Annotated in this window: 21 protein-coding genes; 6 read left to right on the forward strand and 15 right to left on the reverse strand. The window is 73.5% G+C overall.

Going from position 1 to position 24,660, the window contains the following annotated elements; all coding sequences use genetic code 11:
• Window positions 1–18: 18 nt before the first annotated feature.
• The 6 genes from alaS to D7044_RS03425 all read right to left on the reverse strand — a co-directional run bounded on the left by alaS (window position 19) and on the right by D7044_RS03425 (window position 9,152).
• Window positions 19–2,697 carry an alanine--tRNA ligase gene (alaS, locus tag D7044_RS03390; RefSeq protein ID WP_120687949.1) on the reverse strand — a complete coding sequence of 893 codons (2,679 nt, stop codon included), beginning with the start codon at window positions 2,695–2,697 and terminating at the stop codon, window positions 19–21.
• Window positions 2,694–2,999 carry a hypothetical protein gene (locus tag D7044_RS03395; RefSeq protein ID WP_120683919.1) on the reverse strand — a complete coding sequence of 102 codons (306 nt, stop codon included), beginning with the start codon at window positions 2,997–2,999 and terminating at the stop codon, window positions 2,694–2,696. Before D7044_RS03395 ends, alaS begins: the two co-directional genes overlap by 4 nt.
• 31 nt (window positions 3,000–3,030) lie before the next feature.
• A complete protein-coding gene (locus D7044_RS03400) occupies window positions 3,031–3,495 on the reverse strand; it encodes a DUF948 domain-containing protein (RefSeq protein ID WP_120683921.1) in 465 nt (154 codons plus the stop codon).
• 152 nt (window positions 3,496–3,647) lie between these two features.
• Window positions 3,648–4,274, reverse strand: coding sequence for a hypothetical protein (locus tag D7044_RS03405; RefSeq protein ID WP_120688212.1), 627 nt, complete (start codon window positions 4,272–4,274; stop codon window positions 3,648–3,650).
• A gap of 2,888 nt (window positions 4,275–7,162) precedes the next feature.
• Window positions 7,163–8,806, reverse strand: a complete 1,644-nt coding sequence (locus D7044_RS03420) for a replication-associated recombination protein A (RefSeq protein ID WP_120687952.1) — start codon at window positions 8,804–8,806, stop codon at window positions 7,163–7,165.
• Window positions 8,807–8,942: 136 nt separating this feature from the next.
• A complete protein-coding gene (locus D7044_RS03425; RefSeq protein ID WP_120687953.1) occupies window positions 8,943–9,152 on the reverse strand; it encodes a hypothetical protein in 210 nt (69 codons plus the stop codon).
• Window positions 9,153–9,292: 140 nt separating this feature from the next.
• Between D7044_RS03425 and D7044_RS03430 the strand changes: the two genes are divergently transcribed.
• On the forward strand, window positions 9,293–10,033 hold the full coding sequence (locus D7044_RS03430; RefSeq protein ID WP_120687954.1) for a GNAT family N-acetyltransferase: 741 nt from the start codon (window positions 9,293–9,295) through the stop codon (window positions 10,031–10,033).
• 186 nt (window positions 10,034–10,219) lie between these two features.
• Here D7044_RS03430 and D7044_RS03435 read toward each other — a convergent pair whose 3' ends face one another.
• The 5 genes from D7044_RS03435 to D7044_RS03455 all read right to left on the reverse strand — a co-directional run bounded on the left by D7044_RS03435 (window position 10,220) and on the right by D7044_RS03455 (window position 15,913).
• Entirely contained in the window at window positions 10,220–11,614 is a 1,395-nt protein-coding gene (locus D7044_RS03435) for an MFS transporter (protein ID WP_120687955.1), read from the reverse strand.
• Window positions 11,611–12,210 (reverse strand): helix-turn-helix domain-containing protein, encoded by a 600-nt coding sequence (locus D7044_RS03440; protein ID WP_120683936.1) that lies wholly within the window; start codon window positions 12,208–12,210, stop codon window positions 11,611–11,613. The genes D7044_RS03435 and D7044_RS03440 overlap by 4 nt, the downstream gene beginning before the upstream one ends.
• A 145-nt stretch (window positions 12,211–12,355) precedes the next feature.
• Window positions 12,356–13,168, reverse strand: a complete 813-nt coding sequence (locus D7044_RS03445) for a sugar nucleotide-binding protein (protein WP_120687956.1) — start codon at window positions 13,166–13,168, stop codon at window positions 12,356–12,358.
• A 103-nt stretch (window positions 13,169–13,271) separates the two neighbouring features.
• Window positions 13,272–15,077: an aspartate--tRNA ligase gene (aspS, locus tag D7044_RS03450; RefSeq protein ID WP_120687957.1), complete on the reverse strand. Its 1,806-nt coding sequence runs from the start codon at window positions 15,075–15,077 to the stop codon at window positions 13,272–13,274.
• A gap of 134 nt (window positions 15,078–15,211) precedes the next feature.
• Window positions 15,212–15,913 carry a hypothetical protein gene (locus D7044_RS03455; protein ID WP_120687958.1) on the reverse strand — a complete coding sequence of 234 codons (702 nt, stop codon included), beginning with the start codon at window positions 15,911–15,913 and terminating at the stop codon, window positions 15,212–15,214.
• 262 nt (window positions 15,914–16,175) lie between these two features.
• On the opposite strand from D7044_RS03455, the gene D7044_RS03460 reads away from it, so the two are divergent.
• Entirely contained in the window at window positions 16,176–16,871 is a 696-nt protein-coding gene (locus D7044_RS03460) for a hypothetical protein (protein ID WP_120683944.1), read from the forward strand.
• Window positions 16,872–17,015: 144 nt separating this feature from the next.
• Window positions 17,016–17,651 carry a DUF998 domain-containing protein gene (locus D7044_RS03465; RefSeq protein WP_120687959.1) on the forward strand — a complete coding sequence of 212 codons (636 nt, stop codon included), beginning with the start codon at window positions 17,016–17,018 and terminating at the stop codon, window positions 17,649–17,651.
• A gap of 220 nt (window positions 17,652–17,871) precedes the next feature.
• Here D7044_RS03465 and D7044_RS03470 read toward each other — a convergent pair whose 3' ends face one another.
• A complete protein-coding gene (locus D7044_RS03470) occupies window positions 17,872–18,918 on the reverse strand; it encodes a S1 family peptidase (protein WP_120683948.1) in 1,047 nt (348 codons plus the stop codon).
• Window positions 18,919–19,169: 251 nt separating this feature from the next.
• Here D7044_RS03470 and D7044_RS03475 point away from each other — a divergent pair, with 251 nt between their 5' ends.
• Complete coding sequence (locus D7044_RS03475; RefSeq protein ID WP_120687960.1) at window positions 19,170–20,000, forward strand: GDSL-type esterase/lipase family protein; 831 nt, start codon at window positions 19,170–19,172, stop codon at window positions 19,998–20,000.
• A 123-nt stretch (window positions 20,001–20,123) separates the two neighbouring features.
• Here the strand turns inward: D7044_RS03475 and D7044_RS03480 are convergent, their stop codons facing one another.
• Window positions 20,124–20,600: a winged helix-turn-helix transcriptional regulator gene (locus D7044_RS03480; RefSeq protein WP_120687961.1), complete on the reverse strand. Its 477-nt coding sequence runs from the start codon at window positions 20,598–20,600 to the stop codon at window positions 20,124–20,126.
• Between the two features lie 55 nt (window positions 20,601–20,655).
• Here D7044_RS03480 and D7044_RS03485 point away from each other — a divergent pair, with 55 nt between their 5' ends.
• A complete protein-coding gene (locus tag D7044_RS03485; RefSeq protein ID WP_120683954.1) occupies window positions 20,656–21,171 on the forward strand; it encodes a PaaI family thioesterase in 516 nt (171 codons plus the stop codon).
• A 195-nt stretch (window positions 21,172–21,366) separates the two neighbouring features.
• Here the strand turns inward: D7044_RS03485 and hisS are convergent, their stop codons facing one another.
• Complete coding sequence (gene hisS / locus D7044_RS03490) at window positions 21,367–22,695, reverse strand: histidine--tRNA ligase (RefSeq protein ID WP_120687962.1); 1,329 nt, start codon at window positions 22,693–22,695, stop codon at window positions 21,367–21,369.
• A gap of 65 nt (window positions 22,696–22,760) precedes the next feature.
• Window positions 22,761–23,480, reverse strand: a complete 720-nt coding sequence (locus D7044_RS03495) for an MBL fold metallo-hydrolase (RefSeq protein WP_120687963.1) — start codon at window positions 23,478–23,480, stop codon at window positions 22,761–22,763.
• A 261-nt stretch (window positions 23,481–23,741) separates the two neighbouring features.
• On the opposite strand from D7044_RS03495, the gene D7044_RS03500 reads away from it, so the two are divergent.
• On the forward strand, window positions 23,742–24,626 hold the full coding sequence (locus tag D7044_RS03500) for a peptidylprolyl isomerase (protein ID WP_120687964.1): 885 nt from the start codon (window positions 23,742–23,744) through the stop codon (window positions 24,624–24,626).
• The last annotated feature ends 34 nt before the right edge of the window (window positions 24,627–24,660 follow it).

The raw sequence follows: 24,660 nt of genomic DNA on the forward strand, positions 1-24,660 counted from the left end.
GTTCCCGACGGTCGCCGATCACGCCTCGGCGATCGCCTTCTCGACAGTGAGCAACAGGTTCGGCGCCTCGGCCGCCGGCAGGCCACCGCCCTGGGCCAGGTCGGGGCTTCCGCCGCCGCGGCCCGAGAACGCCGCCTTCACCAGATCGGACGCGGCCAGACCCCGCGAGCGGGCCGCCTGGTTCACCGCGACCACCAGCGACGCCTTGCCGTTGCTGCGGGCCGCCACCGCGACCACCGCCGGACGAGCCGGATCGATCTTGCCGCGGATCTCCTGGGCCAGGGTCCGCACGTCGTTGCCGCCCGCGCCCTCCGGCGCCTCGGTGCCCACGTAGGCGACCCCGTGCACGTCCTTCGCCTGCGCGGCCAGCGCGCTCGCGCCCCCCAGCACCAGTTGGGCGCGGAGCTTCTCCAGCTCCTTCTCCGCGTCCCGCAGCTGCGTGACGGTCTGCTCCACCCGGTCGGCGACCTGCTCCGACGGCACCCGGTAGAGCTCGGCGAGGCGGGAGACCAGCAGGTGCTCCCGGGCCAGGAAGTTGAACGCGTCCATCCCGACCAGAGCCTCGACCCGGCGTACGCCCGAACCGATCGACGACTCGGAGAGGATCTTCACGAGGCCGAGCTGCGCGGAGCGGGCCACGTGCGTGCCGCCGCACAGCTCCCGGGCGTAGTCGCCCACCTCGACGACCCGCACCTGCTCGCCGTACTTCTCGCCGAAGAGGGCCATCGCCCCGATCCGGCGCGCCTCGTCCAGCGAGGTGATGAAGGCGTGCACCTCCATGTCGGCCAGCAGCACCTCGTTGACCTGCTGCTCCACATCCCGCAGCACGCTCGGCGACACCCCGGTGGGGGTGTTGAAGTCGAACCGCAGCCGGCCCGGGGCGTTCAGCGACCCGGCCTGGGTCGCCGACTCGCCGAGGAAGTTACGCATCGTCTGGTGCACGAGGTGGGTCGCGGTGTGCGAGCGGGAGATGGCCCGCCGCCGGCTCGTGTCGATCTCGGCGTAGGCGCTCTCGCCCGGACGCACCTCGCCGCGGATGACCCGCGCCCGGTGCACGATCAGGCCGGGCACCGGCTGCTGAACGTCGAGCACCTCGAGCTGACCGCCACCGACGGTGATCAGGCCGTGGTCCGGCTGCTGGCCGCCGCCCTCCGCGTAGAACGGGGTGGTGTCGAGCACCAGCTCGACCAGCTCACCCTCGACCGCCGCGCCGAGCGGGCCGGTCCCGCCGAGCAGCGCCCGCACCCGGGACTCACGGGACACCTCGCTGTAGCCGGTGAACTCCACCGGCCCCTCCGCGTCGAGCACCGACCGGTACGCCGACAGGTCGGTGTGCCCGGTCTTGCGGGCCTGCGCGTCGGCCTTCGCCCGGGCCCGCTGGTCGGCCATCAGCCGGCGGAAGCCCTCCGCGTCGACCTGCAGACCCTGCTCCGCCGCGATCTCCAACGTCAGATCGATCGGGAAACCGTACGTGTCGTGCAGCTGGAACGCCTTCTCACCGGTGAGCGCCGCCCGCCCCGCGCTACGGGTCTCGGCGATCGCCGTGTCCAGGATCGTGGTACCCGCCCGCAGCGTGGACAGGAACGCGTCCTCCTCCGCGTACGCGTAGTCGGCGATCCGCTCGAAATCGGTCGCCAGCTCCGGATACGACGGCGCCATGCAGTCCCGCGCCACCGGCAGCAGCTCGGGCAGCGCCCGCTCCTGCCAGCCGAGCAGCCGCACCGCCCGGATCGCCCGCCGCATGATCCGGCGCAGCACGTAGCCCCGCCCCTCGTTCGAGGGCGTCACACCGTCGCCGATCAGCATCAACGCGGTACGCACGTGATCCGCGATCACCCGCAACCGCACATCATCCGGATGCGACTCGCTGGCCACGTGGCTGGAGCCCGCGCCGTAGCGCTTGCCGGTCAGCTCCGCCGCCCGGTCCAGGATCGGCCGAACCTCGTCGATCTCGTACAGGTTGTCGACACCCTGCAGGATCGAGGCCATCCGCTCCAGGCCCATGCCCGTATCGATGTTCTTCGCCGGCAACTCACCCAGGATCGGGTAGTCCTCCTTGCCGACGCCCGGACCCCGCTCGAACTGCATGAAGACGAGGTTCCAGAACTCCATGTAGCGGTCCTCGTCGACCGCCGGGCCACCCTCCCGGCCGTACTGCGGACCACGGTCGTAGAACAACTCCGAAGACGGACCACACGGGCCGGGGATACCCATCGACCAGAAATTGTCCGCCTTGCCACGACGCACGATCCGCTCCGCCGGCACCCCCACCGAACGCCAGATCTCGAACGCCTCATCGTCGTCCAGGTAGATCGTCGGCCAGATCCGCTCCGGATCCAGACCGAAGCCACCCTGCTCCTGCGACTTGGTCACCAGATCCCAGGCCAGCGGAATCGCCCCGGCCTTGAAATAGTCACCGAAGGAGAAGTTGCCGTTCATCTGGAAGAACGTGCCATGCCGACTGGTCTTACCAACCTCGTCGATGTCCGGCGTACGAATGCACTTCTGCACACTCACCGCCCGCCGATACGGCGCAGCCTGCTGCCCCAGGAAATACGGAACGAACTGCACCATGCCGGCGTTGACGAACAACAAGTTCGGATCGCTGATGGCGGGCAGCGGAGCGGACGGCACCACGGCGTGACCGTTCGCCTCGAAGTGCGCGAGGTACCGCCGCTTGATCTCCGCCGTCTTCATCGCTGGTGTTCCTCCGGAAAGATCTCTCGATCGCCGATCCGCGGGTCCTCCCGCAGTTCGGCGAAGTTGTCGTCGAACGCCTCGCCGTGCGCGAACGCCTCGTGAATCTCCTGCTCGCGCTCGGCCATCCCGACCCGGACGTCCGCCACGAAGCTACGCAACGACCCGGTCAGGTCGCCAGCAGATTGTGACAGCGTGCTCGCGATGCCGGCCGGGGTGTACGACTGTGCGGTGCGGGTCACCTTGCGGACCACCACCACGCCGACGGCCAGCCCGATGCCCAGCCAGAACAAACGTCTCATGTTCCTCCGCGCCCTCCGCTCGCGCCGACGGTCAGTGCTCGACCTTGCGGGCGGTCCGCCGCCGCTGCTGCTTGATGGTGTCGCGCACCTCACGCTCGGTCTCCGCGTGCCGGCGCGCAGCAGCCGCCTTGCGTACGCCGTAGCCGAAGGCGGCGACCTTCACCAGCGGGTTCGCCGCGGCCGCGGAGACCACGGCGACCAGGTTGGCGACGTTGGCGGTGACGTTCTGGGCGTGCCCGGTCATCGTGTCGACCTTGGCCAGCTGGAGGTTGACCCCGTCGAGGGAGGTCTGCACCTGCTCCAGAGTGGCGTTGACGTTCCTCACCGTGGTGTTCACGTCACCGAGCAGCGGACCGGTCCGGTCGCTCAGGTCGTTGATCATCCGGGTGGTGGCGTCCACGGTGTGCCGCAGCCGCAGGATGGGCAGGGTCAGGATCAACACCAGCATCGCGAACGCGATCGCCGCGATCAGCGCCGCGATCTCCAAAATGCCCACGCCTGTCCTCCTCGAGCAGAACTACACCGAACCGGACGTCCCCGGAAACGCGCGACCGTTACGCCCGCACCGCCGCTCCACGACCGTTGCCGGTCAGCGGGCGCGGGCGGGCCTGCCAGCCCCAGACCCTACCGTCCGTGATGGAATTCGGCTCACGACGGTGAGGGAGTCAGCTCGCCGAGCGGATCCCCGCTCAGCGTCGGTAGCGGCTCATCCCCGGTCAGGGACGGGTCGGTGCTGGGCAGCGGCCGGGTCCGCTCGTCGTCGATCGCGTTACGGACCTTCACCGACACCAACGATCCGGTACACGTCTGCGCATCGGTCGACGGGTCGGGAGAGGGCACGATCGCCGGCTCCCCGTCGACCGGTGGCGGTACGCAGGCCGGCGCGCGCACCCAGAGGTCGAGGGTGAGCTCGTCCCTGCGCCAGCAGGTGTAGCTGCCCTTCTCCTGCTGCTGGGCCGGGCACATGGCCACCTTCCACGGGCGCCAGCCGTCCTGCCGCAGCGCCTGCTCGTACACCTGCACCGTCTCCTCGGGAGACCGCTCGGACGTGACGGTGCGTTCCCGCAACCGGCACTCGATGAGGCACCAACGGCTGCCGCTGACGTCGTCGTCCGTCTTCGCCGTCGCCCAACCCGGCACGTCCAGCGCGTCGAGGGTGTCGAAGACCGGGTCGCGGCTGATCGTGCGGAACCCGAAGAAGAGCGGCACCGCTCCGAGCAGCACCAGGCTGACCAGCGCCAGCGCGGCCATCCGCAGCCGCCGGCGTTCGCGCATCTGTCGGCGCAGCTCCGAGCGGGCGCCGCTCAGCCCGCCGGAGGACGCGCCGGCCACGTCGGAGTCGGCGGCGTCGCGCAGCGCCGGCACGTCCACCGGCTGGGGGTGCGCGACCTCCGGCTCCGGGCCGGGCGGCGGCACGACGGCCGCAGCCCGGGCGGTCACCGGCGACTCCGCCGGGTGAGCGGAGACCGGCGACACGCCTGACGGTTCGGGCCGACCCGGGTCCCGCTGCGGCGGCAGGGCGCGGCCGGCGGCCCGATCGTCCGACTCCGGCCGCCCCACGGCGGCGGAGCGTCGGACCATGGGACGGCCGTGCTCGTCCACACCGCCGGCCGGCCGGGCCGGACCGTCCGGACCGGACCGTCCGGCCACATCGGGCCGGGGCGGACCGTCGGGGCGGGCCGCGCCACGGGCCGGACCGTCGGCTCCGGTGCGGGCCCCGCCCCGTGCCGGGGCGGGCGGGACTTCCTGGCCGGGTACGACCTCCGGGCCGGGAACGGGTCGGGCCGCGCCGGGAACGGGTCGGGCCGGGCCGTCCGGCCCCGGGCCGCGGGGCGGGCCGTCCGGCCCTGGGCGCGGAGCCGGCTCGGGCGTCGGTGCGGGACGAGCCGCCCCACGGGCCGGTGCGTCGGGACCCGGCCGCGGACCGGGTTCGGGGCCGGGGCGAGCCGCGCCACGGGGCGGAGCCTGCCGGCCGGGCTCGGAACCGGGACCCGGACCGGGGCGAGCTGCCCCACGGGGCGGACCATCCGGTCCCGGCTCCACAGCGGGGCCGGAGCGGGCGGCCCCACGGGGCGGACCGTCCGGGCCGGGCGCGGGGCGGGCCGGGGCACGGCCCGGCGTCGAGGGGCCGGCGGGGGCGCCGGAGGTGGGTTCCCCGGTCGCCGAGCGACCGGCGGCCGGTCGGCCGGGTCGGGCAGCGCCACGCGGGTCGTCGCCCGGACGGGGCGGTACGGCGGAGCGGCCGAGCGGCTCGTCCCGCGTCGGCTCCTCCGACGCGCCGTGCCGGGCACCGGCGGGGCCGTCGGCGGGCTTGGCACCGCGCGCCGCGCTCGGCCGTTCACCGGTCGGCTCGTCGGCCGGCGGTACCGCGGCGCGAGCGCCACGACGCCCGCTCGCGCGACCAGGGGCGCGATCCTGACCGGGCGGGACGAGACCGGGAGCCGGTCGCCTGCCGGTGGACCGGTCCGAGGCCGGCGGCGCGGGCGGCGTCGCCGCGCCGGCTTCGATCACCGGATGCTGGTCGGTGTGCGGTGTCCGGCCGGCCTGCCGGAGCCAGTTCGCGGGACGCTCGGGGCGCTCGCCGCGGGTGGCCTCGGCGTCCGGCTCCGGACGACGGCCGCTGGCCGGATCCTTCTCCTCCGCGGCCCTGCGGCGACCCGGAGCGCGGCCGGCCTCGTCGGCCGGGCGGCGGCCGACCGCGACGTCGGACTCCTCCGGCACCGGAACGTGGTGTGCGCCGGTCTCCGTCTCCTCCGGAGCCGCCCGCCGGCGGCGCCCGCCGCGACCGGAGGCCGGCTCGGCTGCGCGGGGTTCTCCCGGGACCGTTCGGTTGTCGCTCGTCGGCTCGTCGGGCTCGGGCGCCCGGCGGCGGCCGCCCTGGGCGGACGCCTCACCGACTACCGGCACGGCGCCTGACGGCCCCGACGTCGATGCGGCCCCCCGGCGGCGCGGGTTGGCCCGCCGCTCGGGCGCCGCGGCCGGGCCGGACGCCGGCTCCGCGCTGAGCGACGGATTCGTCGCCGTCGAGCGGTCGGCGGGGCCGGGGGGCGCGGCGGCCCGGGCCGGGTCGGTCGGGTCGGCGGCCGCGCGCCGTCCCACGGGCGCGCCTTCGCCGGTCCGGGTGTGTTCCGCACCGGCGCGCCGTCGGGGCGGTGTCGTCTCGGGTCGCTGCCCGAACGGCGCACCGGAGGTCGGGTGCCCGGGTGCCCCCGGCGCGCCGGGGACGGGGTGTGCGGGGGGCGCGGCGGGGCCGCCGGGGGGCGGCACCGCGGCGGCAGCGCGGCCGGCGGACGGGCCGGTGGGCCCGGCCGGGTCGCCGCCGGGCCGCGCCGGGCCGAACGGGGCCGGCGGGCCGCCTGGGACCGGGCCCGGCGGCGGGCCGATCGGCTCACCCGAGCCCGGCCGGGGACCCGCCGTGCGGGGCTGCGGATCGGTCGGCCCACCCACGTTCGGACGAGCTTGCGGACCTGTCGGCCCACCCACGTTCGGACGAGCCTGCGGACCCGTCGGCCCACCGACGTTCGGACGAGCCTGCGGGCCAGTCGACCCACCCGCGCTCGGACGAGCCTGCGGACCCGTCGGCCCACCGACGTTCGGGTGCGGGCCGGTGCCCGCTACCGGTACGGCGCCACGGCCGGGCTGGCCGGGGGCGCCCGGCCCGGCAATGGGTGGTTGCGGCGCGGCTGCGCCGGGGCGGGCCTGCTGTGGCGCGGCCGGTGCGGGACCGGGCACGTCGGACGGGGGCGCGGAGGGTCGCTGCTCCGGCCGACGGGCAGCCGGCTGTGGCTCCGGCGCGCCGGGCCACGGCCCGTCCACCGGGCGCGGCCGCGGGCCGGGGGTCTCCGGGCCGCCACGACGCACGGGCGGCGCGGCCGGCGGCACCGGCGCTCCGGCGGGCGGTGGGCCCTCCGGTCCGGGCCGGCCGGCCGGCGCTCGACCAGCACCCCGGGGTGCGGCCGGCGCGGATCCGTCCGGCGCGTCGGGCCCCAGCTCGGCCCGCTGCTGCTTGGCCGACCGCAGGTCGTCGATCCAGCCGAACTCCTCGCCGCTGACCGGCTCCTCCGGTTCGGCCTCGGCCCGGTTCCGTCCCCAGCGGCGGCCCTTGGCGCGGGGATCGCGCCGCTCGTCGGGGCCGTCCTCCGGTCGCTCCGCACCACGCGATCTCACTGCTGACCCTCTCCGACGGCTGGCCTGCCGCCATCTTTCTCCGCGTCGGCGTCGCGCGCCCCCACCGTCCGGCCGCCGTTGGCCGCCGTAGCGGTCGGCGCGGGTCGGACCGCCTGGGTCGCCGCCGGCGAAGCCACCGCCGGATCGTCCGAAGCTTGCTCCGGCCCGCTCCCCCGGCCGTCCACCGGGTCCGGCGCCGACGCGGCAGGGGCATCGGAGCGCGTCGTGGGCGCATCCGTCGCCTCGGGGCGGGTGACCGGGGTGGGCAGGCCGCGCACGATACGGCGCAGCAGCGGCAGCCGCCCGGCCACCGCCCGCTCCGCGCCGTGCTGGGTCGGCCGGTAGTAGTCGGTGCCGACGAGGTCGTCCGGCACGTACTGCTGGGTGAGCACGCCCCGCTGATCGTCGTGCGGGTAGCGGTAGCCGGTGCCGTGGCCGAGACCGCGGGCGCCGGCGTAGTGGGCGTCGCGCAGGCCGCGGGGCACCGGGCCACCCCGCCCGGCCCGTACGTCGGCCATCGCCGCACCGATCGCGCTGGTCGCCGAGTTCGACTTCGGCGCCGTGGCCATGTGGATCACGGCCTGGGCGAGGTTGAGCTGCACCTCCGGCAGACCCACGTACTCCACGGCGTGCGCGGCGGCGGTCGCCACGCTCAACGCGCTGGGGTCGGCCATGCCGACGTCCTCGCTCGCGAAGATCACCAAGCGGCGGGCGATGAACCGGGCGTCCTCACCGGCCACCAGCATCCGCGCGAGCCAGTGCAGCGCGGCGTCGACGTCCGAACCGCGCATGCTCTTGATGAACGCGCTGATCACGTCGTAGTGCGCGTCGCCGTCCCGGTCGTAGCGGACGGCCGCCACGTCGACCGCCTGTTCGGCGGTGCCGAGGTCGATCCGTCCGGTGCCCAGGGCTCCGGCCGAGGCCGCCGCGGCCTCCAGGGCGGTCAGCGCCTTGCGTACGTCGCCGGCGGCGAGCCGGACGAGGTGGTCCTCGGCGGCCGGCTCCAGGACCAGCGCACCGGCGAGGCCCCGTTCGTCGGTGACCGCCCGGCGCAGCAGCCCGCGGACCGCGTCGTCGTCCAGCGGTTGCAGGGTGAGCAGCACGCACCGCGACAGCAGCGGCGAGATGACCGAGAAGTACGGGTTCTCGGTGGTGGCCGCGAGCAGCGTGACGGTGCGGTCCTCGACGGCGGCGAGCAGTGAGTCCTGCTGGGTCTTGCTGAACCGGTGCACCTCGTCGATGAAGAGCACGGTCTGCGGGCCGCCGCTGCGGCGCTGCCGGCGAGCCGAGTCGATCACCGCCCGGACGTCCTTGACCCCGGCCGAGAGCGCCGACATGGCGACGAACCGGCGGTCGGTGGCCCGGGCGACCAGGTGCGCGATGGTGGTCTTGCCGCTGCCCGGCGGTCCCCAGAGGATGACCGACATGGGAGCACCACCGGAGACCAGCTGCCGCAGCGGCGCACCGGGCGCGAGCAGGTGTTCCTGCCCCACCAACTCATCGAGGCTCGCCGGGCGCATCCGGACGGGTAGGGGCGAATCCGGCCCCACGTCGGTGAATCCGTCGGCACCACCGGAACCCGCGGGGGCGCTGGGCGCTCCGGCGGGCTCGCCGAGGGAGAACAGGGCGTCGGACTGCATCACGAGAACAGTACCGGGCCGGGCCGGTGACGCCGGAATCGCGCCACGGACCCGACCCGTACTGATCCGTTCCGGTCAGAGACTGTCGTGAAACCCTGGACTCGCCGCAGCCGCCGCGGGGTTTCTCGACAGTCTCCTAACCACGGCCCGGTCGACGGCCCCGGTACCAGCGTCCGCCGCCGCCACCGGGGCCGCGGCCGACACCGGCCAGGTAGAGCGCGAGCAGCAGCAGCCCGACGAGCACCAGGGTGTTCCAGTTGAACAGGTCCGGCGCTCCGAAGTTGGTGTCCATCAGGTCGAGCAGCAGGGCGAAGCCGAATACGATCGCCGCGAGAATGGCGAGCATGACGTCCTCCGGTGGGGGTTCCCAGTAGGTTGTCGCCGGATGTACCCGATCGGACCGCTCGTCAATCTCCACCGTGGACAACCCGACCCGGTTCGGGCACCGACGGCAGCGCCTCCCCCGTCGCCTCCTAGGCTGAGTGCATGATCATCGCCGACCAGATCCTCGACGGTCGGGCCGCCGTCCTGGCCGCCACCGGCCACCACCCGTACGCCCGGCACTCGCTCGGGCGCGACAGCGAGCCGCGGGGCTGGCAGCGCGACGGCGCCGTGGTGTGGGTGCTGCCGGCGGGGCACGGGCCGGCGGTGGCGGCCCTGGGCGCGGCCGGGCCGGCCCTGGACGTCTGCGCCGACCTGATCGCCGAGGGCGTACTCGGGACGGGCCAGTGGCTGAACCTGCCCCGGACCGACCCGGCGGGCCTCACCGACCGGCTGCCGGTGGCGCAACGCGACGAGTGGCACTTCCTCTGGACCACGCAGGCGCCCCCGCCCCAGCCCGGCGAGGAGGAGGTCGTCCGCCTCACCGAGTCGGACTACCCGGCGCTCACCGCCCTGATCGACGAGGCGTTCCCGAGCACCACCTCCCGGCCCGGCGCGCCGGGGGTTGTCGGCTGGTACGGCATCCGCGACGGCGACCGCCTCGTCGCCTGCGGCGCGGACCGCAGCCGGGGTGACATCGGCTTCCTCGCCGGGTTGACCGTCGCCCCGCAGCAGCGCGGCCGTGGCCTCGGCGCGGCGCTCACCGCCGCGATGACCCGGGCGCTGATCGCCCGGTACGACCAGGCCGCGCTCGGCGTCTACCTGGTCAACGTCGGCGCGATCCGGCTCTACCGCCGCCTCGGCTTCACCAACACGGCGACCCGCACCTCCCTGCGTCTCGCCTGAGCCCGCCGGACGGCCCGGCACGGCCCGGCCGCCCGGCGGCCCGGCGGCCCGGCCCGGCGCGGCGCGGCCCGGCGCGGCGGCGCGGCGGCAAGGTGATCGACTCGAGTTCCCTGATGTCGGGGCATCCCCGTCGAGGGACACCGCGACTTCAATGAACCCGAGTCGATCACCCCGGCCTGCCGGACTTCAACCCGCCGACCCGACCACCGGGGCCCCGTCGCTCGCCGACGATCGGACGTCGACCGGACCGCCGGACGACGGCGGCGTAGGACCAGGCACCGGCGGCGTACTTCCGGACGACGGCGGAGTGGGGTCGGCCGGGGCCGGCGGGCCCGTCTCCTCGACGGGCCGCCGGCCGGAGCGCCAGGCGGGTAGGTAGAGCGGCGCGGCCACGGCGAGCACCACCGCGCCGACCAGCATCGCGGTCGTGACGCTCGACCGGTCGGCGAGCGCGGTGAGCAGCACGGCGCCGACCGCGAAGCCGGGCTGGCCCATCATCGAGTTCAGCGAGATGACACTGGTCCGGTAGGGGCCGTCGACCTGCCGGTGCAGCAGGCCCACGTGCAGCGGGTTCGACGCGCCGTGCACGGTGTAGCAGGCCAGGTACGCGACGAGCACCCCGACGGGGCCGGCGAGGAACCCCATGCCGACGACCGTCACCCCCTGGGCGATCCGCAGCAGCGCGGCACCGGGCGCCGCGCCCGGCCAGCGCAGCAGGAGCGGGGTCAGCGCCGCGCCGGCCGCCGAGGCCAGCCAGGCCGCCGAGTTCGCCGGCCCGAGCAGCGCCGCCGCCCGGTCCGCGTCGCCGACCACCTCGGAGAGGCGTACGGGCAGCAGCGACTCGAACGTGACCATGCCGAAGCCCCAGAAGAGTTCGACGGCGACCAGGGCGAGCAGCACCCGGGAGCGGCGCAGCAGGCCGGCCGCCTGCCCGATCATCCGGGGGGCCTCGACGATCGACGCCCGCAGCGCGCCGCGGCCCTTGGCGGGACCCACCTCTTTCAGCAGCACGAGCAGGAACCCGATCGCGACCGCCTGCAGCGCGGCGGCGACCAGGACGGGCACGGTGAGCGCGCTGACCGGCCCCATCGGGCCGAGGGCGATCAGACCGCCGCTGAGCAGCGCTCCGGCGCTGATCGCCACGCCGATGACGGTGCCGGCGTAGCCGAGGCCGGGCTCGTAGACGGCGTCGGGGTCGGCGGCGAGGGTGGCGTCGACGTACCACGACTCGAGTGGGCCGCTGTCCAGTGCTCGGAAGACGCCCTGCATCGCCCAGACCAGGAAGAAGAGCGCGAACGAATCGGCCACCGCGAAGACCAGCAGCGAGACGAGGCCCAGCAGCCAGGCCACCAGCAGGACGGGGCGCCGGCCGAGGGCGTCGGCGAGCCCGCCGGTGGGCAGCTCCAGCACCAGCACGACCACCCCCTGGGCGACGGTGACCAGGCCGATCTGGGAGAGCGAGAGCCCACGCTCCTGCATCAGCAGGATCATCACCGGGATGGTCAGACCGGTGGGCAGCCAGCGCAGCCCGTGCAGCAGCAGGAAGCGGAACCGCACCTGGCGTACGGACAACGCGCTCATCGCGCACCCTCCGTCCAGGGGAAGGCGGCCAGGTAGACCTGCACCTGGCGAGCGTCCGGCGCGTCGGTCACCGACTCGTCGTGGTAGCGCATGATGACCTGCCACAGCTCGTCGTTGAGGGCCCGCAGCCGGGCCGGCGGGAGCGTCAGCACCATGTCGCTCATGCCGACGGCGTCCCGCCACTCCTTCGGGTGCTCCTCCGCGACCGCCATCCACCGCTCGGCCTGCTCGGCCATCAGCCGGACGTGGTTGGCCTCGATCCACCGCACCGCCGCCCGGGCGTCCGGGTCGTCGTCGAAGTCGGTGGGCTCGAAGTTGCTGATGTCGTGCACGGCCCGCCACCACCGTTGCCGGCCGGTGCCGAGGTCGGGGTCCTCGGCGACCAGCCCGACGTCGGCGAGTTGCCGCAGGTGGTAGCTGGTCGCCCCGGTGTTGGTGTCGAGCTTGTCGGCCAGGGCGGTCGCCGTTGCCGGCCCGTCGACGCGCAGCGTGCCGAGCAGGCGCATGCGCAGCGGGTGGGCGAGGACGCGGATCTGCCGGGCGTCGAGCTGTACCTCGCGCGGCGCGGGTCGATCGGTGCGGGGAGCGTCGGACATACATGCACAATATCTGTGCATAAGATGTGTGCACAAGTCTTGTGCAGAAGATTTGTGCACAAGCCGGTCGGCCGATTGCACGGAGTGCGGGTCGGGCGAAGTACGGGCCGCCGCGCGGAGTACCGGCCGCGCGGTCCGGCGGGGGTCAGACGGCGAGGAGTTCGCGTACGCCGCGCAGCCGCGTACGCAGCAGGGCGGTGGCGCGGGTGGAGTCGAGGCGTACCTCGGTGGGGCGCACCACGCCGACCTCGACGCCGGTGGTGGTCTTCAACAGGGTCGGGTCGAGGCCCTCCCGGCGGGCCACCAGCAGGCCGAGTTCGGCGCGGCTGACGGCGTCCGCCCCGGCCACGTTGAGTGTGCCGGCGTAGTCGCTGCCGGCCAGTTCCAGCACCGCGCCGGCGAGGTCGTCGACGTCGATCGGGCAGCGGAGTTCGTCGGTGAAGAGGGCGGCCCGCCCGGCGAGCGCGTCCCGGCAGAGCTGGATCTGCTTGCTCCGCTCCCCCAGGATCAGCGACGTCCGGACCAGCGCCGCGGCCGGATCGATCACCCGTACCGCGGTCTCGGCCGCCGCCTTCGCGGCCCCGTACGCGAAGATCGGGGTGGGTGGCTCGTCGTCCCCGTACGGCTCGGAGCGGCCGGCGTGCAGCGCGTCGCTGGAGATGTGCACGAGCCGGGCACCCACCTCGGCGGCGGCGTACGCGATGTGCGCCGCCCCGTCGGCGGTCACCGCCCAGTCCCCGTAGCGGTAGGGCGTGCCGATGACCACCGTGGGCCGGATCCGCGCGACCAGGTCCCGGACCGCGGCCCGGTCGGTGACGTCGAGCCGGTGCGCCTCGACGCCGGCGATCTCGACGACGCCCGAGTGGTACGTCCCCACCACCCGTTCACCCGCGGCAACCGCCTGCCGGCAGACCTCCGCCCCCAGGAACCCACTCGCCCCCGCCACCAGAACCGTCACGCCACGCCCTCCTCAACCCAGGTGATCAAGAGGTTTGCGTCATCCTGACACGCGATCATGACGCAAACCTCTTGATCGCCAAGCCGCTCCGCCAGCGTGGGGATCAGGTCGGGTCGGCGACGGGGGCGGCCGGGCCGGCGGTGCCGACCTGCGGCGCCGCCTGCGGCTTCGGCTTGGCGTCGATGCCCGCCTCGGTGCGCTGCTGCGCGGTGATCGGCGTCGGCGCGCCGGTGAGCGGGTCGAAGCCACCCCGGGTCTTCGGGAAGGCGATCACCTCGCGGATGGAGTCCGCGCCGGCGAGCAGCATGCAGACCCGGTCCCAGCCGAAGGCGATGCCGCCGTGCGGCGGGGCGCCGTACTTGAACGCCTCCAGCAGGAAGCCGAACTTGTCCTGCGCCTCCTCCGGGGTGATGCCGAGCAGGTCGAAGACGCGCTGCTGCACGTCGCCCCGGTGGATACGGATCGAGCCGCCGCCGATCTCGTTGCCGTTGCAGACGATGTCGTACGCGTACGCCAGCGCCCGGTCCGGCGCCTCCTCGAAGCGGTCCACCCACTCGCCGTTCGGCGAGGTGAACGGGTGGTGCACGGCCGTCCAGCCGCCCTCCTCCGTCTTCTCGAACATCGGCGCGTCGACCACCCAGCAGAACGCCCAGGCGCTCTCGTCGATGAGCCCGGACCGCTTGGCGATCTCGATCCGGGCCGCGCCGAGCAGCTCCTGTGCCTCGCGGGTGTTGGTGCTGGCGGCGAAGAAGACCGCGTCGCCCGGCTTCGCGCCGACGGCGTCGGCCAGCCCGGCCAGGTGCGCCTCGGAGAGGTTCTTCGCCACCGGGCCGCGCGCCTCACCGGTCTCGGCGTCGAGCACCACGTACGCGAGGCCACGCGCGCCGCGCGCCTTCGCCCAGTCCTGCCAGCCGTCCAGCTCCTTGCGGGTCTGGCTCGCGCCGCCCGGCATGACCACCGCGCCGACGTAGCCGCCGGCGTCGATCGCCCCGGCGAAGACGCGGAACTCGGTGCCGCGCAGGTAGTCGGTCAGCTCGGTCAGCTCGACGCCGTAGCGCAGGTCCGGCTTGTCGGAGCCGTAGCGGGCCATCGCGTCGTGCCAGGTGATCCGCGGGATGGGCCGGGAGATCTCGTAGCCGGCGAGGTCGGACCAGAGCTCGGAGACGATCGCCTCACCGAGGTCGATCACGTCGTCCTCGGTGACGAAGGACATCTCGATGTCGAGCTGGGTGAACTCGGGCTGCCGGTCGGCGCGGAAGTCCTCGTCCCGGTAGCAGCGGGCGATCTGGTAGTAGCGCTCCATGCCGCCCACCATGAGCAGCTGCTTGAACAGCTGGGGCGACTGCGGCAGCGCGTACCAGCTGCCCGGCTGCAGTCGGACCGGCACCAGGAAGTCGCGGGCACCCTCGGGCGTCGAGCGGGTCAGCGTCGGGGTCTCGATCTCCAGGAAGTCCCGCTCGTGCAGCACCTTGCGGGCCAGCTGGTTGGCCCGCGAGCGCAACCGCATGGCCTTCGCCGGGCCACCGCGCCGCAGGTCCAGGTAGCGGTACTTGAGCCGGATGTCGTCGCCCGCCTCGACCTGGTCGTCCACCGGCAGCGGCAGCGGCGCGGCCTCGGAGAGCACCTCCAGCTCGACGGCGGTGACCTCGACCTCACCGGTGGGCAGCTCCGGGTTCTCGTTGCCCTCCGGGCGGCGGGTCACCTCGCCGGTGACCGTCACGCAGAACTCGTTGCGCAGCGCGTGCGCGTCCTCCTCGCGGAACACCACCTGGACCACGCCGGAGCCGTCGCGCAGGTCGACGAAGATGACACCGCCGTGGTCGCGCCGGCGGGCCACCCAGCCGGCGAGCGTCACCGTGGTGCCGGCGTCCGTGGCGCGCAGGCTTCCGGCGTTGTGGGTACGGATCACGGCTTGCGTCTCCTCGTCACTGATCGGGCTGCCCCCGCATTCTGTCAGCTCGTCGGAGTGCGCTCCGCGCCACCCGGCAACCCGGTGTGGGAGATCATTCGCCGCATGTTGGTGTGCCACCGGCCCGCCCGGGCTCAGGCGTCCGGGATGTCCCAGGCGGTCACCTGGACCGTCGTCGCCCCGTCGTTGGCCACGCCCATCACCTCGATCAGCACCATCCGCCATTCGTCCCCGCTCGCCCGAGCCCTGCCGTAGTCGGTCGTGATACAGAGCGCGGCGCCTTTGCGTACCGGCACCGGCGCTCCTTCCCCGACGGGCGCGATGCGGATCTTGTCCGCGCAGTCCTGCGGGCCCATTCCGGACTCGGCCGCGTCGCTGCCCTCGACTCCGTCGCCGAGCCGGAACACCGTCGGGTCACCCCCGCACCCCATGACAAGGCGCAGGTCCGCGCCGGTGTCCTCGTTCTGCGCCCGCGGCTCGTCCAGGTCGGCGTACATCGAGTAGCCGCACCTCGTTTTCAGAATGAGCGTCTGCTTGTCGTACTTCGGCCGGTAGACGGTCCGCTCGTTGAGCAACGGCGCCTCGCCAGGGCTCCGAGGGTTGGCCGGGGTGGGTGCGTCAACGGTGGCGGACTCCTCAGGCATTGCCGTCTCGCCGCCGGACGCCGACGACGGTGTGGGATCCGGAGCCGGTTGGCCGAGCGCGGTCGTCTTCGCGTCCTCGGCTCGGTCGACGGCCCGCCACGCGAAGCCGAACGCACCGAACGCCACGAGCAACGCCAGCGTTGCGACGCCGACCGCGAGCAGGGCTATCCGGTGGCCGGACGGACGAGCCACGCGAGGTGGTTGGGGCCCGGCGGGGTCGGTCGAACCCGGAACCGATTGGCCGGCAAAGTTGTGCGATCCGCGCGGCTCGCTCACGAGCACACCTCCGAGAAGACGTAGCTATTGATCTCGCCCGACAGGCGCGCCTTTATCTCACAAACGCGTACTCGCCGCTATCACATTGGCGACAGTGATCACCGCTGCGTCCACTGGCCGTCCCGTGATGATAGAAACACCGTCGCGATGCGCCGGCCGACGACGAGCGGGGAGAGACGTGGCAACCGTCGACGAGGGACAGCCCACCGGCACCGACCCGGCTCCGGGCACGGGCCGCCCGCGCTGGGGAATTCTCCTGACAGCTGCGGCGACCGTCATCGGCCTCCTGATCGGCGGCGGCAGCTTGCTCCGGGATTACTTCGGCTGGGAAAGTTCGCCCGATGCGGTTGCGGCAAGCCCGACCGCCCACTTGAGCACGCCGACCGGCAGCACCGGCCCGGAGAACGGAGCGTCGAGCGGCACCGTGCCGCCCACCCGAACGGCGGGCACGCAACTTGCCGGCCTGCCGGCACAGGGCGGCGCGAGCAACCTGGTCGCCCTTCCCCGCGCGCTGGCCGGACGGCCCGGATACGAACGTTCCATCGTCGTGACCTGTCCGGAGAACACTCCCCGAGACCCGCACCACGAGGTGACATACGCGCTGCACCAGCGCTATCTGAACTTGACCGCCACGATCAGGCCGTACTCCCCCGAGGACCCGATGGCAAAGGTGTACGTCTCTGTCATCGTCGCCCAGAAACAGGACGACGGCACGGTCAACCGGATAACGCGCGGGGGCTCGGAGGCCCGGCAGGACTCGACGAATACCCTGTCGGCGAGTGTGGAGGGCGCCGACGAGGTCACCCTGCGCATCGACTGTGAACTCCCCACCACGCTGGTGGTGCTCTCCGACGCCATGATGACGGCGGCCTGAGCGCAGGCGGCGGCCCGGTCCCCGGCTGCTTTTCGCGATGTCACCGAGCTGGTGGGACAGCGGGACGCAACGACAGTACGAGCCATCGGGGGGCGAACCGGCGAACCCGAGCCGACGGAGCGCCGGGCCGATTACCGTGGCCGGATGCGGGCCGTACCCACGTGGGCCGTCGCCACCGCGGCGGCGGCGCCCGTGCTGCTCGCGACGGGCTGGACGGTCGCGGGCGCGCGGCAGCCCGCGGGGTACGACCCGGTCCGGGACACCATCAGCGAGCTGGCCGGGCCGGACGCCACCGACCCCTGGATCATGACCGGCGCGCTGCTGCTCTTCGGCTGCTGCTACCTGGCGATCGCCGCCGCGCTGCACTCGGCCGGCCTGCCCAGCCGCTTCCTGCTCGCCGTCGGCGGGGTGGCCACCATCGCGCTGATTGCCTTCCCCCGGCCGTCGGTCGGCGGTTCCCTCGGTCACGGCACCGTGGCGACCGTGGCGGTCCTCGCGCTGGCGCTCTGGCCGGCCGGTACGGCGCTGTGGCTGCCGCGCGGGCCGGTCGTCGGACACCTGGCTCCCCCCGAGCCGCCCTGGGCGTTCCGCCGGGCGGTCGGGCTGAGCGTCACCGCGCTGCTGCTGGGCCTCGTCGGCTGGTTCGCGCTGGAGGTGAACGTCGGCTCCCGGACCGGGCTGGCCGAGCGGGTGACCGCGCTGGCCGTCGCGCTCTGGCCGTTGCTGGCGGTGCTCTCCGCCCGGCGGGCGCAGCTCGCCGCCAGGTCCAGCGCCCGCTGAGAGCACTCCGGCCCGCTGCTCGGGCCGCGTGCCGTGCGCCGCGCACCGCCGCTCGGGCCGCGCGCCGTGCGCCGCGCACCGCCGCTCGGGCCGCGCGCCGTGCGCCGCGCACCGCCGCTCGGGCCGGGCGCCGTGCGCCGCGCAGCGCCGCTCGGGCCGCGGGCCGGAGACGCGACGCGGGCCGCCGGACGACTCCGGCGGCCCGCTGGCGAGATGACGGTCAGATGATGCTGACGCCGTAGACGCTCAGCGCCTCGGTGACCGGCTGGAAGTAGGTGGTGCCGCCGGTGCGGCAGTTACCGCTGCCGCCGGAGGTCAGGCCCAGCGCGGTGCTGCCGCTGAAGAGCGAGCCGCCGCTGTCGCCCGGCTCGGCGCAGACCGTGGTGCGGATCAGGCCGCGGACGGTGCCCTCCGGGTAGTTGACGGTGGCGTTGAGCGCGGTCACGGAGCCGCTGCGCAGGCCGGTGGTGCTGCCGGAGCGCTGCACGGACTGACCGACGGAGGCGTTGCCCGCGCCGGTGACGTCCCGGTAGCTGCCGTTGTAGAGGTAGACGTTGCCGGTCGCGTTCGCCGAGTTGTTGTGCCGGACGATGCCGTAGTCGTTGCCCGGGAAGCTGGTCCCGGCGCGGGTGCCGAGCAGGCTGGTCTGGCTGGAGTTCGAGTACCAGCTCGCGGAGATGTTGGTGCAGTGTCCCGCGGTGAGGAAGTAGTAGGTGCTGCCGCTACGGACGTTGAAGCCCAGCGAGCAGCGGCCACCGCCACCGGCGTAGATGGCCTGGCCACCGGAGATGCGGGTGCTCAGCACACCGGCCTCGGACTCGATCCGCAGCGCGCCGTTGGCCCGTGCCACGGCGGCCTTGACCCGGTCCAGCTTGGCGCCGGTCACGGTGGGGTCGACAGAGACGACGACCTGGTTGCTCACCGGGTCGTTCCACCAGGCGGTGCCCGGGATGCTCACGCTGCGCTCCAGGTCGGAGGTGACCCGGGCCAGCTCGGCCGCGCCGCGCTCGACGAACTTCGGGGTCGCGCCGGCGGAGCGGACCTCGCGGGCGGCGGCCTCGTCGGTCACGGTGACGACCATCTTGCCGCTGGCGTCGGCGTACGCGCCGGCGGAGCGGGCGCCGAGCCGCTCGGAGAGGGTGGTGGCGGCGTCGGGGGAGGCGGCGGGGGCTGCCTGGGCCGGTGCGCCGATGAGCGAGCCGACGACCAGGGTTCCGGCCACGGCAATGGTGGCGGCGTGGCGGAGTGTGGACCTCGTGGGTCGCATTAACAACCTCCAAAGAGGGGGCGACGGCCCTCGCCGGGGGCGGCGGGGCCCGGAAGGGTCCGGCCGAACTGGGGGAACCGGCCGAACGCAATGAAGTATTCACATGCTTAAGATCCTTAACAAGAGCGCTCTCCGCCCATCTCCGCGGACGCGGGCGGCCGCCGACCGGCAGCATTGTGGACACAGATGGACATCTATACGATCTGGTCAGCGCGCCGATACCCGTCGGCTACCGCGATCCGGAGGCCCCCATGTCCCCCTTCCGGCGCCTACTCGCCCCACTCGCCGCGCTCACCGCCCTCACCCTGCTTCCCGCCGCCCCGGCGGTCGCCGATCCCGGTCCGCCGCCGGGCTCGATGGCGAGCCTCGGCGACTCGATCACCCGTGGGTTCAACGCCTGCGGGTGGTACGTCGACTGCACCTCACGGTCGTTCAGCACCGGCGACAACTCCGCCGTCAACAGCCACTACCTGCGCGTGCGGGCGGTCGACCCGGCCATCAACGGCAACAACCACAACGACGCCCGCACCGGCGCGAAGTCCGCCGACATGTACGGACAGGCCGGCACCGCGGTCGGCCAGGGCGTCGACTACGTCACCATGCTGATCGGCGCCAACGACGCGTGCACCGGCTCGGAGTCGAGCATGACCCCGGTGAGCACGTTCCGAGCCAACATCGACTCGGCGCTGAACCGCCTCCGCACCGGGCTGCCCGACGCCCGGGTGTTCGTGATCAGCATCCCGGACGTGCACCGGCTCTGGTCGGTCGGCAAGGGCAGCGGCAGCGCCCGTACGGCCTGGTCGCTCTTCGGCATCTGCCAGTCGCTGCTGGCCAACCCGACCTCCACCGCCCAGGCGGACGTCGACCGGCGCAACCGCGTACGCCAGCGGGTCGTCGACTACAACATGCAGCTCGCCCAGGCCTGCGCGGCGTACGGCCCGAACTGCGACTTCGACGGGAACGCCGTGTTCGGCTACCCGTTCACGCTGAACCAGCTCTCCGGCTGGGACTACTTCCACCCGAACGCCACCGGCCAGCAGGTGCTGGCCACCATCTCCTACCCCGCCGGCTTCAACTGGTAGCCCACCCCGCCCGTTGGTCATGAAGTTAGCCCCGCAATCTGCCCAATTTGTCGCCGCTAACTTCATGATCAACGCAGCGGGACCGGGCGCGAGGGGCCCGGGACCGGGTGGGGTGGGGGTGGGTCAGGTCGATTGGGGGCGGGCGGCGGGACCGGGGCGGGGGATCACGTCGCGCGGCTGGTCCACCAGGTGCCCCTGGTCGCAGCGCAGCTCGACGCGGATCTCGCCGCCGCAGTCCCGGTGCCCGACGCTCAGCGGCGCGCCGTCCGGGTCGGCGAGGTAGCGGTCTCCCCAGCCGAGCACCGCGACGAGCACCGGCCAGAGGTCCAGGCCCATCTCGGTGAGCCGGTACTCGTGTCGCACCCGGCTGCCCGGCTCCCGGTACGGCTCCCGGCGCAGGACCCCCCGTTCGACCAGGACCGCCAGGCGGTTGGTGAGGACCTGGCGCGGGATCTGGGTGCGTACCCGCATGTCGTCGAAGCGGCGGATGCCGCTGAACACCTCGCGGAGCACCACCAGGGTCCACTTCTCGCCGAGGATCTCCATCGCCCGGCCGATGGTGCAGTTCTCCACCGACCAGTCGAGCGCCGCGGGTCTCATGACGCCAGGCTAGGTCTCGTTGACAGACTCAGCAAGGCGCTGCCACCCTGAGTCCATGACGCAGACGCAGGACTCGACGCGCAGCCGCACCTTCTCCTGGTCCGACCCGGCGGTGAACGCCGCCGAGCTCGGCCGCCGCAGTGGTCTCGAGACGCTCCGCGCGACGTTCTCCGGCGAGCTGCCCCCGCCGCCGGTGAGCCGGCTGCTCGACATGTCCCGGATGACCGTCGACGAGGGACTCGTCACCGTCGAGATGGTGCCCCAGGAGTTCCACTACAACCCGCTCGGCAGCATCCACGGCGGAATCCTCTCCACCCTGCTGGACACGGCCGCCGGATGTGCCGTGCACAGCACCCTGCCGGCCGGCGTCGCCTACACCTCGCTGGATCTCAACGTGAAGTTCCTCCGCCCGGCCACCGTCGACTCCGGCACCCTCGTCTGCGTGGGCACCGTGCTGCAGCGCGGCCGGCGTACGGCGCTCGCCGAGGCGCGGATCACCGACGCCGACTCGCGCCTGATCGCCCACGCCACGAGCACCTGCCTGATCTTCCCGGTCACCCCCGCGCCCTGAGCCGGGCACGGCGATCTGGCCGGGCCGGGCCGGGCAGTGCAGGACCGGGCAGGACCGGGCAGGACCGGGCCGGGCCGGGCGCGGCAGCGCGGACCGAGCCCGCGATCACGGCGGCCAGGCAGCCCGGCCAGCTGCGGACCACGGCCGCGTCCGGGCCCACGAGCGGCCCGAACGCGGCCATCACCGCTTTGCCGGTCAGCTCACCAGCGGCTTCAGGTCGACCGCCGGCGGCGTCCAGGCCTCGGCCGTCGCCGCCACCTGGTCGCCCGAGCGGATGTCCTTCACCTCGTCGCCGGCGCCGTCCGTGCCCGGGAACCAGACGTACGGGATCCGCCGCCGCTCGGCGTACCGGATCTGCTTGCCGAACTTCGCGGCGCTCGGCGACACCTCGGTCGGGATCCCCCGCCGACGCAGCGCCTCGGCGACCCGGTTGCTGGTCGCCCGCTGCTCCTCGTTGGTCACCGCGACCAGGACGGCGGTCGGCACGTCCCGCGAGATCTCCAGCGCGTCGGTGCCGAAGAGCAGGCCGAGCAGCCGGGTGACCCCGATCGAGATGCCCACGCCGGGGAAGCGGACCGCCCCGGAGCTGGCCAGGTTGTCGTACCGGCCGCCGGAGCAGATCGAGCCGTACCGCTCGTAGCCGCGCAGCTGGGTCTCGTAGACCGTCCCGGTGTAGTAGTCGAGGCCCCGGGCGATGCGCAGGTCGGCCACGCAGAGCCCCGGCGAGTGCTCGGCCGCGGTCTCCACCACCCGGACCAGCTCCTCGATTCCCTCGTCCAGCAGCGGGTCAGTGACCCCGAGGGCGCGCACCGCGTCGGCGAAGGACGCGTCCGGGGCGGAGATCTCGGCCAGCGCCAGGCACGCCTTCGCCTGCGCCTCGCTCGCCCCGGCGGTCTGGGCCAGCAGCTCCGCGACCTTCGCCGGGCCGATCTTGTCGAGCTTGTCGACCGCGCGCAGCGCCGCCTCCGGATCGGTCAACCCGATACCCCGGTAGAAGCCCTCGCAGATCTTGCGGTTGTTGACCTGGATCCGGACCTCGGGGATCGGCAGCGACCGCAGGGCGTCCCCGATCACCAGCGGCATCTCCGCCTCGTGGTGCGGACCGAGGGTGTCCCGGTCGACGATGTCGATGTCGGCCTGGACGAACTCGCGGTAGCGCCCCTCCTGCGGCCGCTCCCCCCGCCACACCTTCTGGATCTGGTAGCGCCGGAACGGGAACTGCAGCTTGCCGGCGTTCTCCAGCACGTACCGGGCGAACGGCACGGTCAGGTCGAAGTGCAGGCCGAGCGCGTCGTCGCCGGCCGGGCCCGCCTCGTCGTCGTGCAGCCGCCGGATCACGTAGACCTCCTTGGAGGTCTCCCCCTTGCGCAACAGCTGGTCGAGCGGCTCGACGGCACGGGTCTCCAACGGGGCGAAGCCGTACAGCTCGAACGTGGCGCGGATCCGGTCGAGCACGTACTGCTCGATCATCCGCTGCGATGGCGACCACTCCGGGAAGCCGGAGATGGGCGTGGGCTTGCTCATGACGTACTCCTTGACTTCCGCGCGCCGCGCGGTCGGTCGGTGCCCGCGCCGGGCGCGGGGGCGGATCAGAGGCCTCGGGTGGGTACGGCCGGGCGCGCGTCGCCGGCCCCCGCTGCCTCGATGAGGTACGGGTTGGTCGCGCGCTCGCGGCCGATCGTGGTGGTGGGGCCGTGGCCGGGCAGGACGACGGTCTCGTCGGCCAGCGGGAGGATCTTGTCCCGCAGGCTGGTGAGCATCGCCGGCATGCTGCCGCCCGGCAGGTCGGTGCGACCGATCGAGCCCGCGAAGAGCACGTCGCCGGAGAGGCAGATCTCCTCCGCCTCCCAGCGCGAGCCGGCGCCGGGCATCCGGAACAGCACCGACCCGCCGGTATGGCCCGGTGCGTGGTCGACAGTGATCTCCACGCCGGCCAGCGTCAGGGTGGCGCCGTCGGTCAGCTCGGCGACGTCCTCCGGCTGGGAGTAGGTCAACCGACCGCCGAAGAGCGCGGCGAGATCAGGGGAGAGACCCTTGGCCGGATCGGCGAGCAGCTCCCGGTCGCCCGGATGGACGTAGGCGGTGATGCCCCGCGCCCCGCAGACCGGCGCCACCGAGAAGGTGTGGTCGAGGTGGCCGTGGGTGAGCAGCACGGCGGCCGGGTGCAGGCGGTGCTCGGCGAGCACGGCGTCGAGCCGGTCGAGTACGCCGATGCCGGGGTCGACGACCACGCACTGCTCCCCCGGCGCCGTGGCCACCACGTAGCAGTTGGTGCCGAAGGCGTCGGCGGGAAAGCCGGCCACGAGCACGTCCGCTCCCCTTCCGTCGACATGAGGTCCGTCCCTGATCAGCCTAACCGGCGGCGCGCGGCATATTCGCCGGACCATCCGCCCCGCCGGTCCCGCCAGACACAGTGACGCGCTCCGATAAGCACAGCAAGGACCTCGTACACCACACACACAGCTCGTAGCCGTACACTCTGGCGAGCGTGTGGCGTGGCGCACTGCCCCACACGGGCGTGCGACGTCCACGGCGCCGGCGACGACCAGGGTAGAGGAAGGGGAGCACGGGTGGCTTCCAGCAGGGACCGGCAGCGCAAACTGGCACGGGCCAAGCTCGATCGCCAGATGGTCCGCCGGGCGGCGCGGGTCAAGCGACGGCGACAGATCCAGGCCGGTGTGGGCGCCGCCGTGGTGCTCGCGCTGATCGTGGTCGGTTCGGCCTGGGCGCTCGGAGCCTTCGACTCCGAGCCGAAGGAGAACACCGCCGCCGAAGAGGTCTGCCTCTGGACGCCTCAGGACGGCACCGCCAACGCCAGCCTCAAGGACGTCGGCACCCCGGAGACCACCGGCCTGCCCACCGACGGCACCCGGGCGATGACGGTCACCACCAACCAGGGTGCGCCGATCACCGCCGAACTCGACCTGGCCTCGGCCCCGTGCGCCGCGGCGAGCATCGCCCACCTGTCGAGCCGGTCGTTCTTCGACAACACCAAGTGCCACGAGATCATGGCCGAGGGCGCGCTGCGCTGCGGTGACCCGAGCGGCACCGGCCTGGGCGGCCCCACCTACTCGTTCTACAACGAGAACGTGCCGGACGTGCCGGAGCCGAGCCCGTCGGCCAGCCCGACCGAGAAGCGACCGCCGGCGTACCCGAAGGGCACGGTCGCGATGATCGCCAACCCGCCGGGCTCCAACGGCAGCCAGTTCCTGCTCTTCTTCAAGGACTACGCCCCCGACGAGGCGACCTACCCGATCATTGGCAAGGTCACCGGCGGCCTGGACGTCCTGGAGAAGATCGGCAAGCTCCCGACCGTGGACAATGGGGCCGGGGCCAAGGTCAAGCCCCAGACCGACGTGGTGATCCAGAGCCTCACCGTCGGCGAGCCGGCGACCGGCGCGCCGCTGGCGACGCCGTCCGGTTCGGTCGCCCCGCCCAGCCCGAACGCCGGCTGAGCGACACCAGACCTCGCAACGGCACCCCACCGCG

This window comes from Micromonospora musae, from assembly GCF_003626635.1.
Classification (GTDB): Bacteria; Actinomycetota; Actinomycetes; order Mycobacteriales; family Micromonosporaceae; genus Micromonospora; species Micromonospora musae.

Excerpts from the sequence above, each read along its gene's own strand:
- alaS (WP_120687949.1), bottom strand. The coding sequence starts at position 2,697 with ATGAAGACGGCGGAGATCAAGCGGCGGTACCTCGCGCACTTCGAGGCG.
- D7044_RS03395 (WP_120683919.1), bottom strand. The coding sequence starts at position 2,999 with ATGAGACGTTTGTTCTGGCTGGGCATCGGGCTGGCCGTCGGCGTGGTG.
- D7044_RS03405 (WP_120688212.1), bottom strand. The coding sequence starts at position 4,274 with ATGCGCGAACGCCGGCGGCTGCGGATGGCCGCGCTGGCGCTGGTCAGC.
- D7044_RS03420 (WP_120687952.1), bottom strand. The coding sequence starts at position 8,806 with ATGCAGTCCGACGCCCTGTTCTCCCTCGGCGAGCCCGCCGGAGCGCCC.
- D7044_RS03425 (WP_120687953.1), bottom strand. The coding sequence starts at position 9,152 with ATGCTCGCCATTCTCGCGGCGATCGTATTCGGCTTCGCCCTGCTGCTC.
- D7044_RS03430 (WP_120687954.1), top strand. The coding sequence starts at position 9,293 with ATGATCATCGCCGACCAGATCCTCGACGGTCGGGCCGCCGTCCTGGCC.
- D7044_RS03435 (WP_120687955.1), bottom strand. The coding sequence starts at position 11,614 with ATGAGCGCGTTGTCCGTACGCCAGGTGCGGTTCCGCTTCCTGCTGCTG.
- D7044_RS03440 (WP_120683936.1), bottom strand. The coding sequence starts at position 12,210 with ATGTCCGACGCTCCCCGCACCGATCGACCCGCGCCGCGCGAGGTACAG.
- D7044_RS03465 (WP_120687959.1), top strand. The coding sequence starts at position 17,016 with ATGCGGGCCGTACCCACGTGGGCCGTCGCCACCGCGGCGGCGGCGCCC.
- D7044_RS03470 (WP_120683948.1), bottom strand. The coding sequence starts at position 18,918 with ATGCGACCCACGAGGTCCACACTCCGCCACGCCGCCACCATTGCCGTG.
- D7044_RS03475 (WP_120687960.1), top strand. The coding sequence starts at position 19,170 with ATGTCCCCCTTCCGGCGCCTACTCGCCCCACTCGCCGCGCTCACCGCC.
- D7044_RS03480 (WP_120687961.1), bottom strand. The coding sequence starts at position 20,600 with ATGAGACCCGCGGCGCTCGACTGGTCGGTGGAGAACTGCACCATCGGC.
- D7044_RS03485 (WP_120683954.1), top strand. The coding sequence starts at position 20,656 with ATGACGCAGACGCAGGACTCGACGCGCAGCCGCACCTTCTCCTGGTCC.
- hisS (WP_120687962.1), bottom strand. The coding sequence starts at position 22,695 with ATGAGCAAGCCCACGCCCATCTCCGGCTTCCCGGAGTGGTCGCCATCG.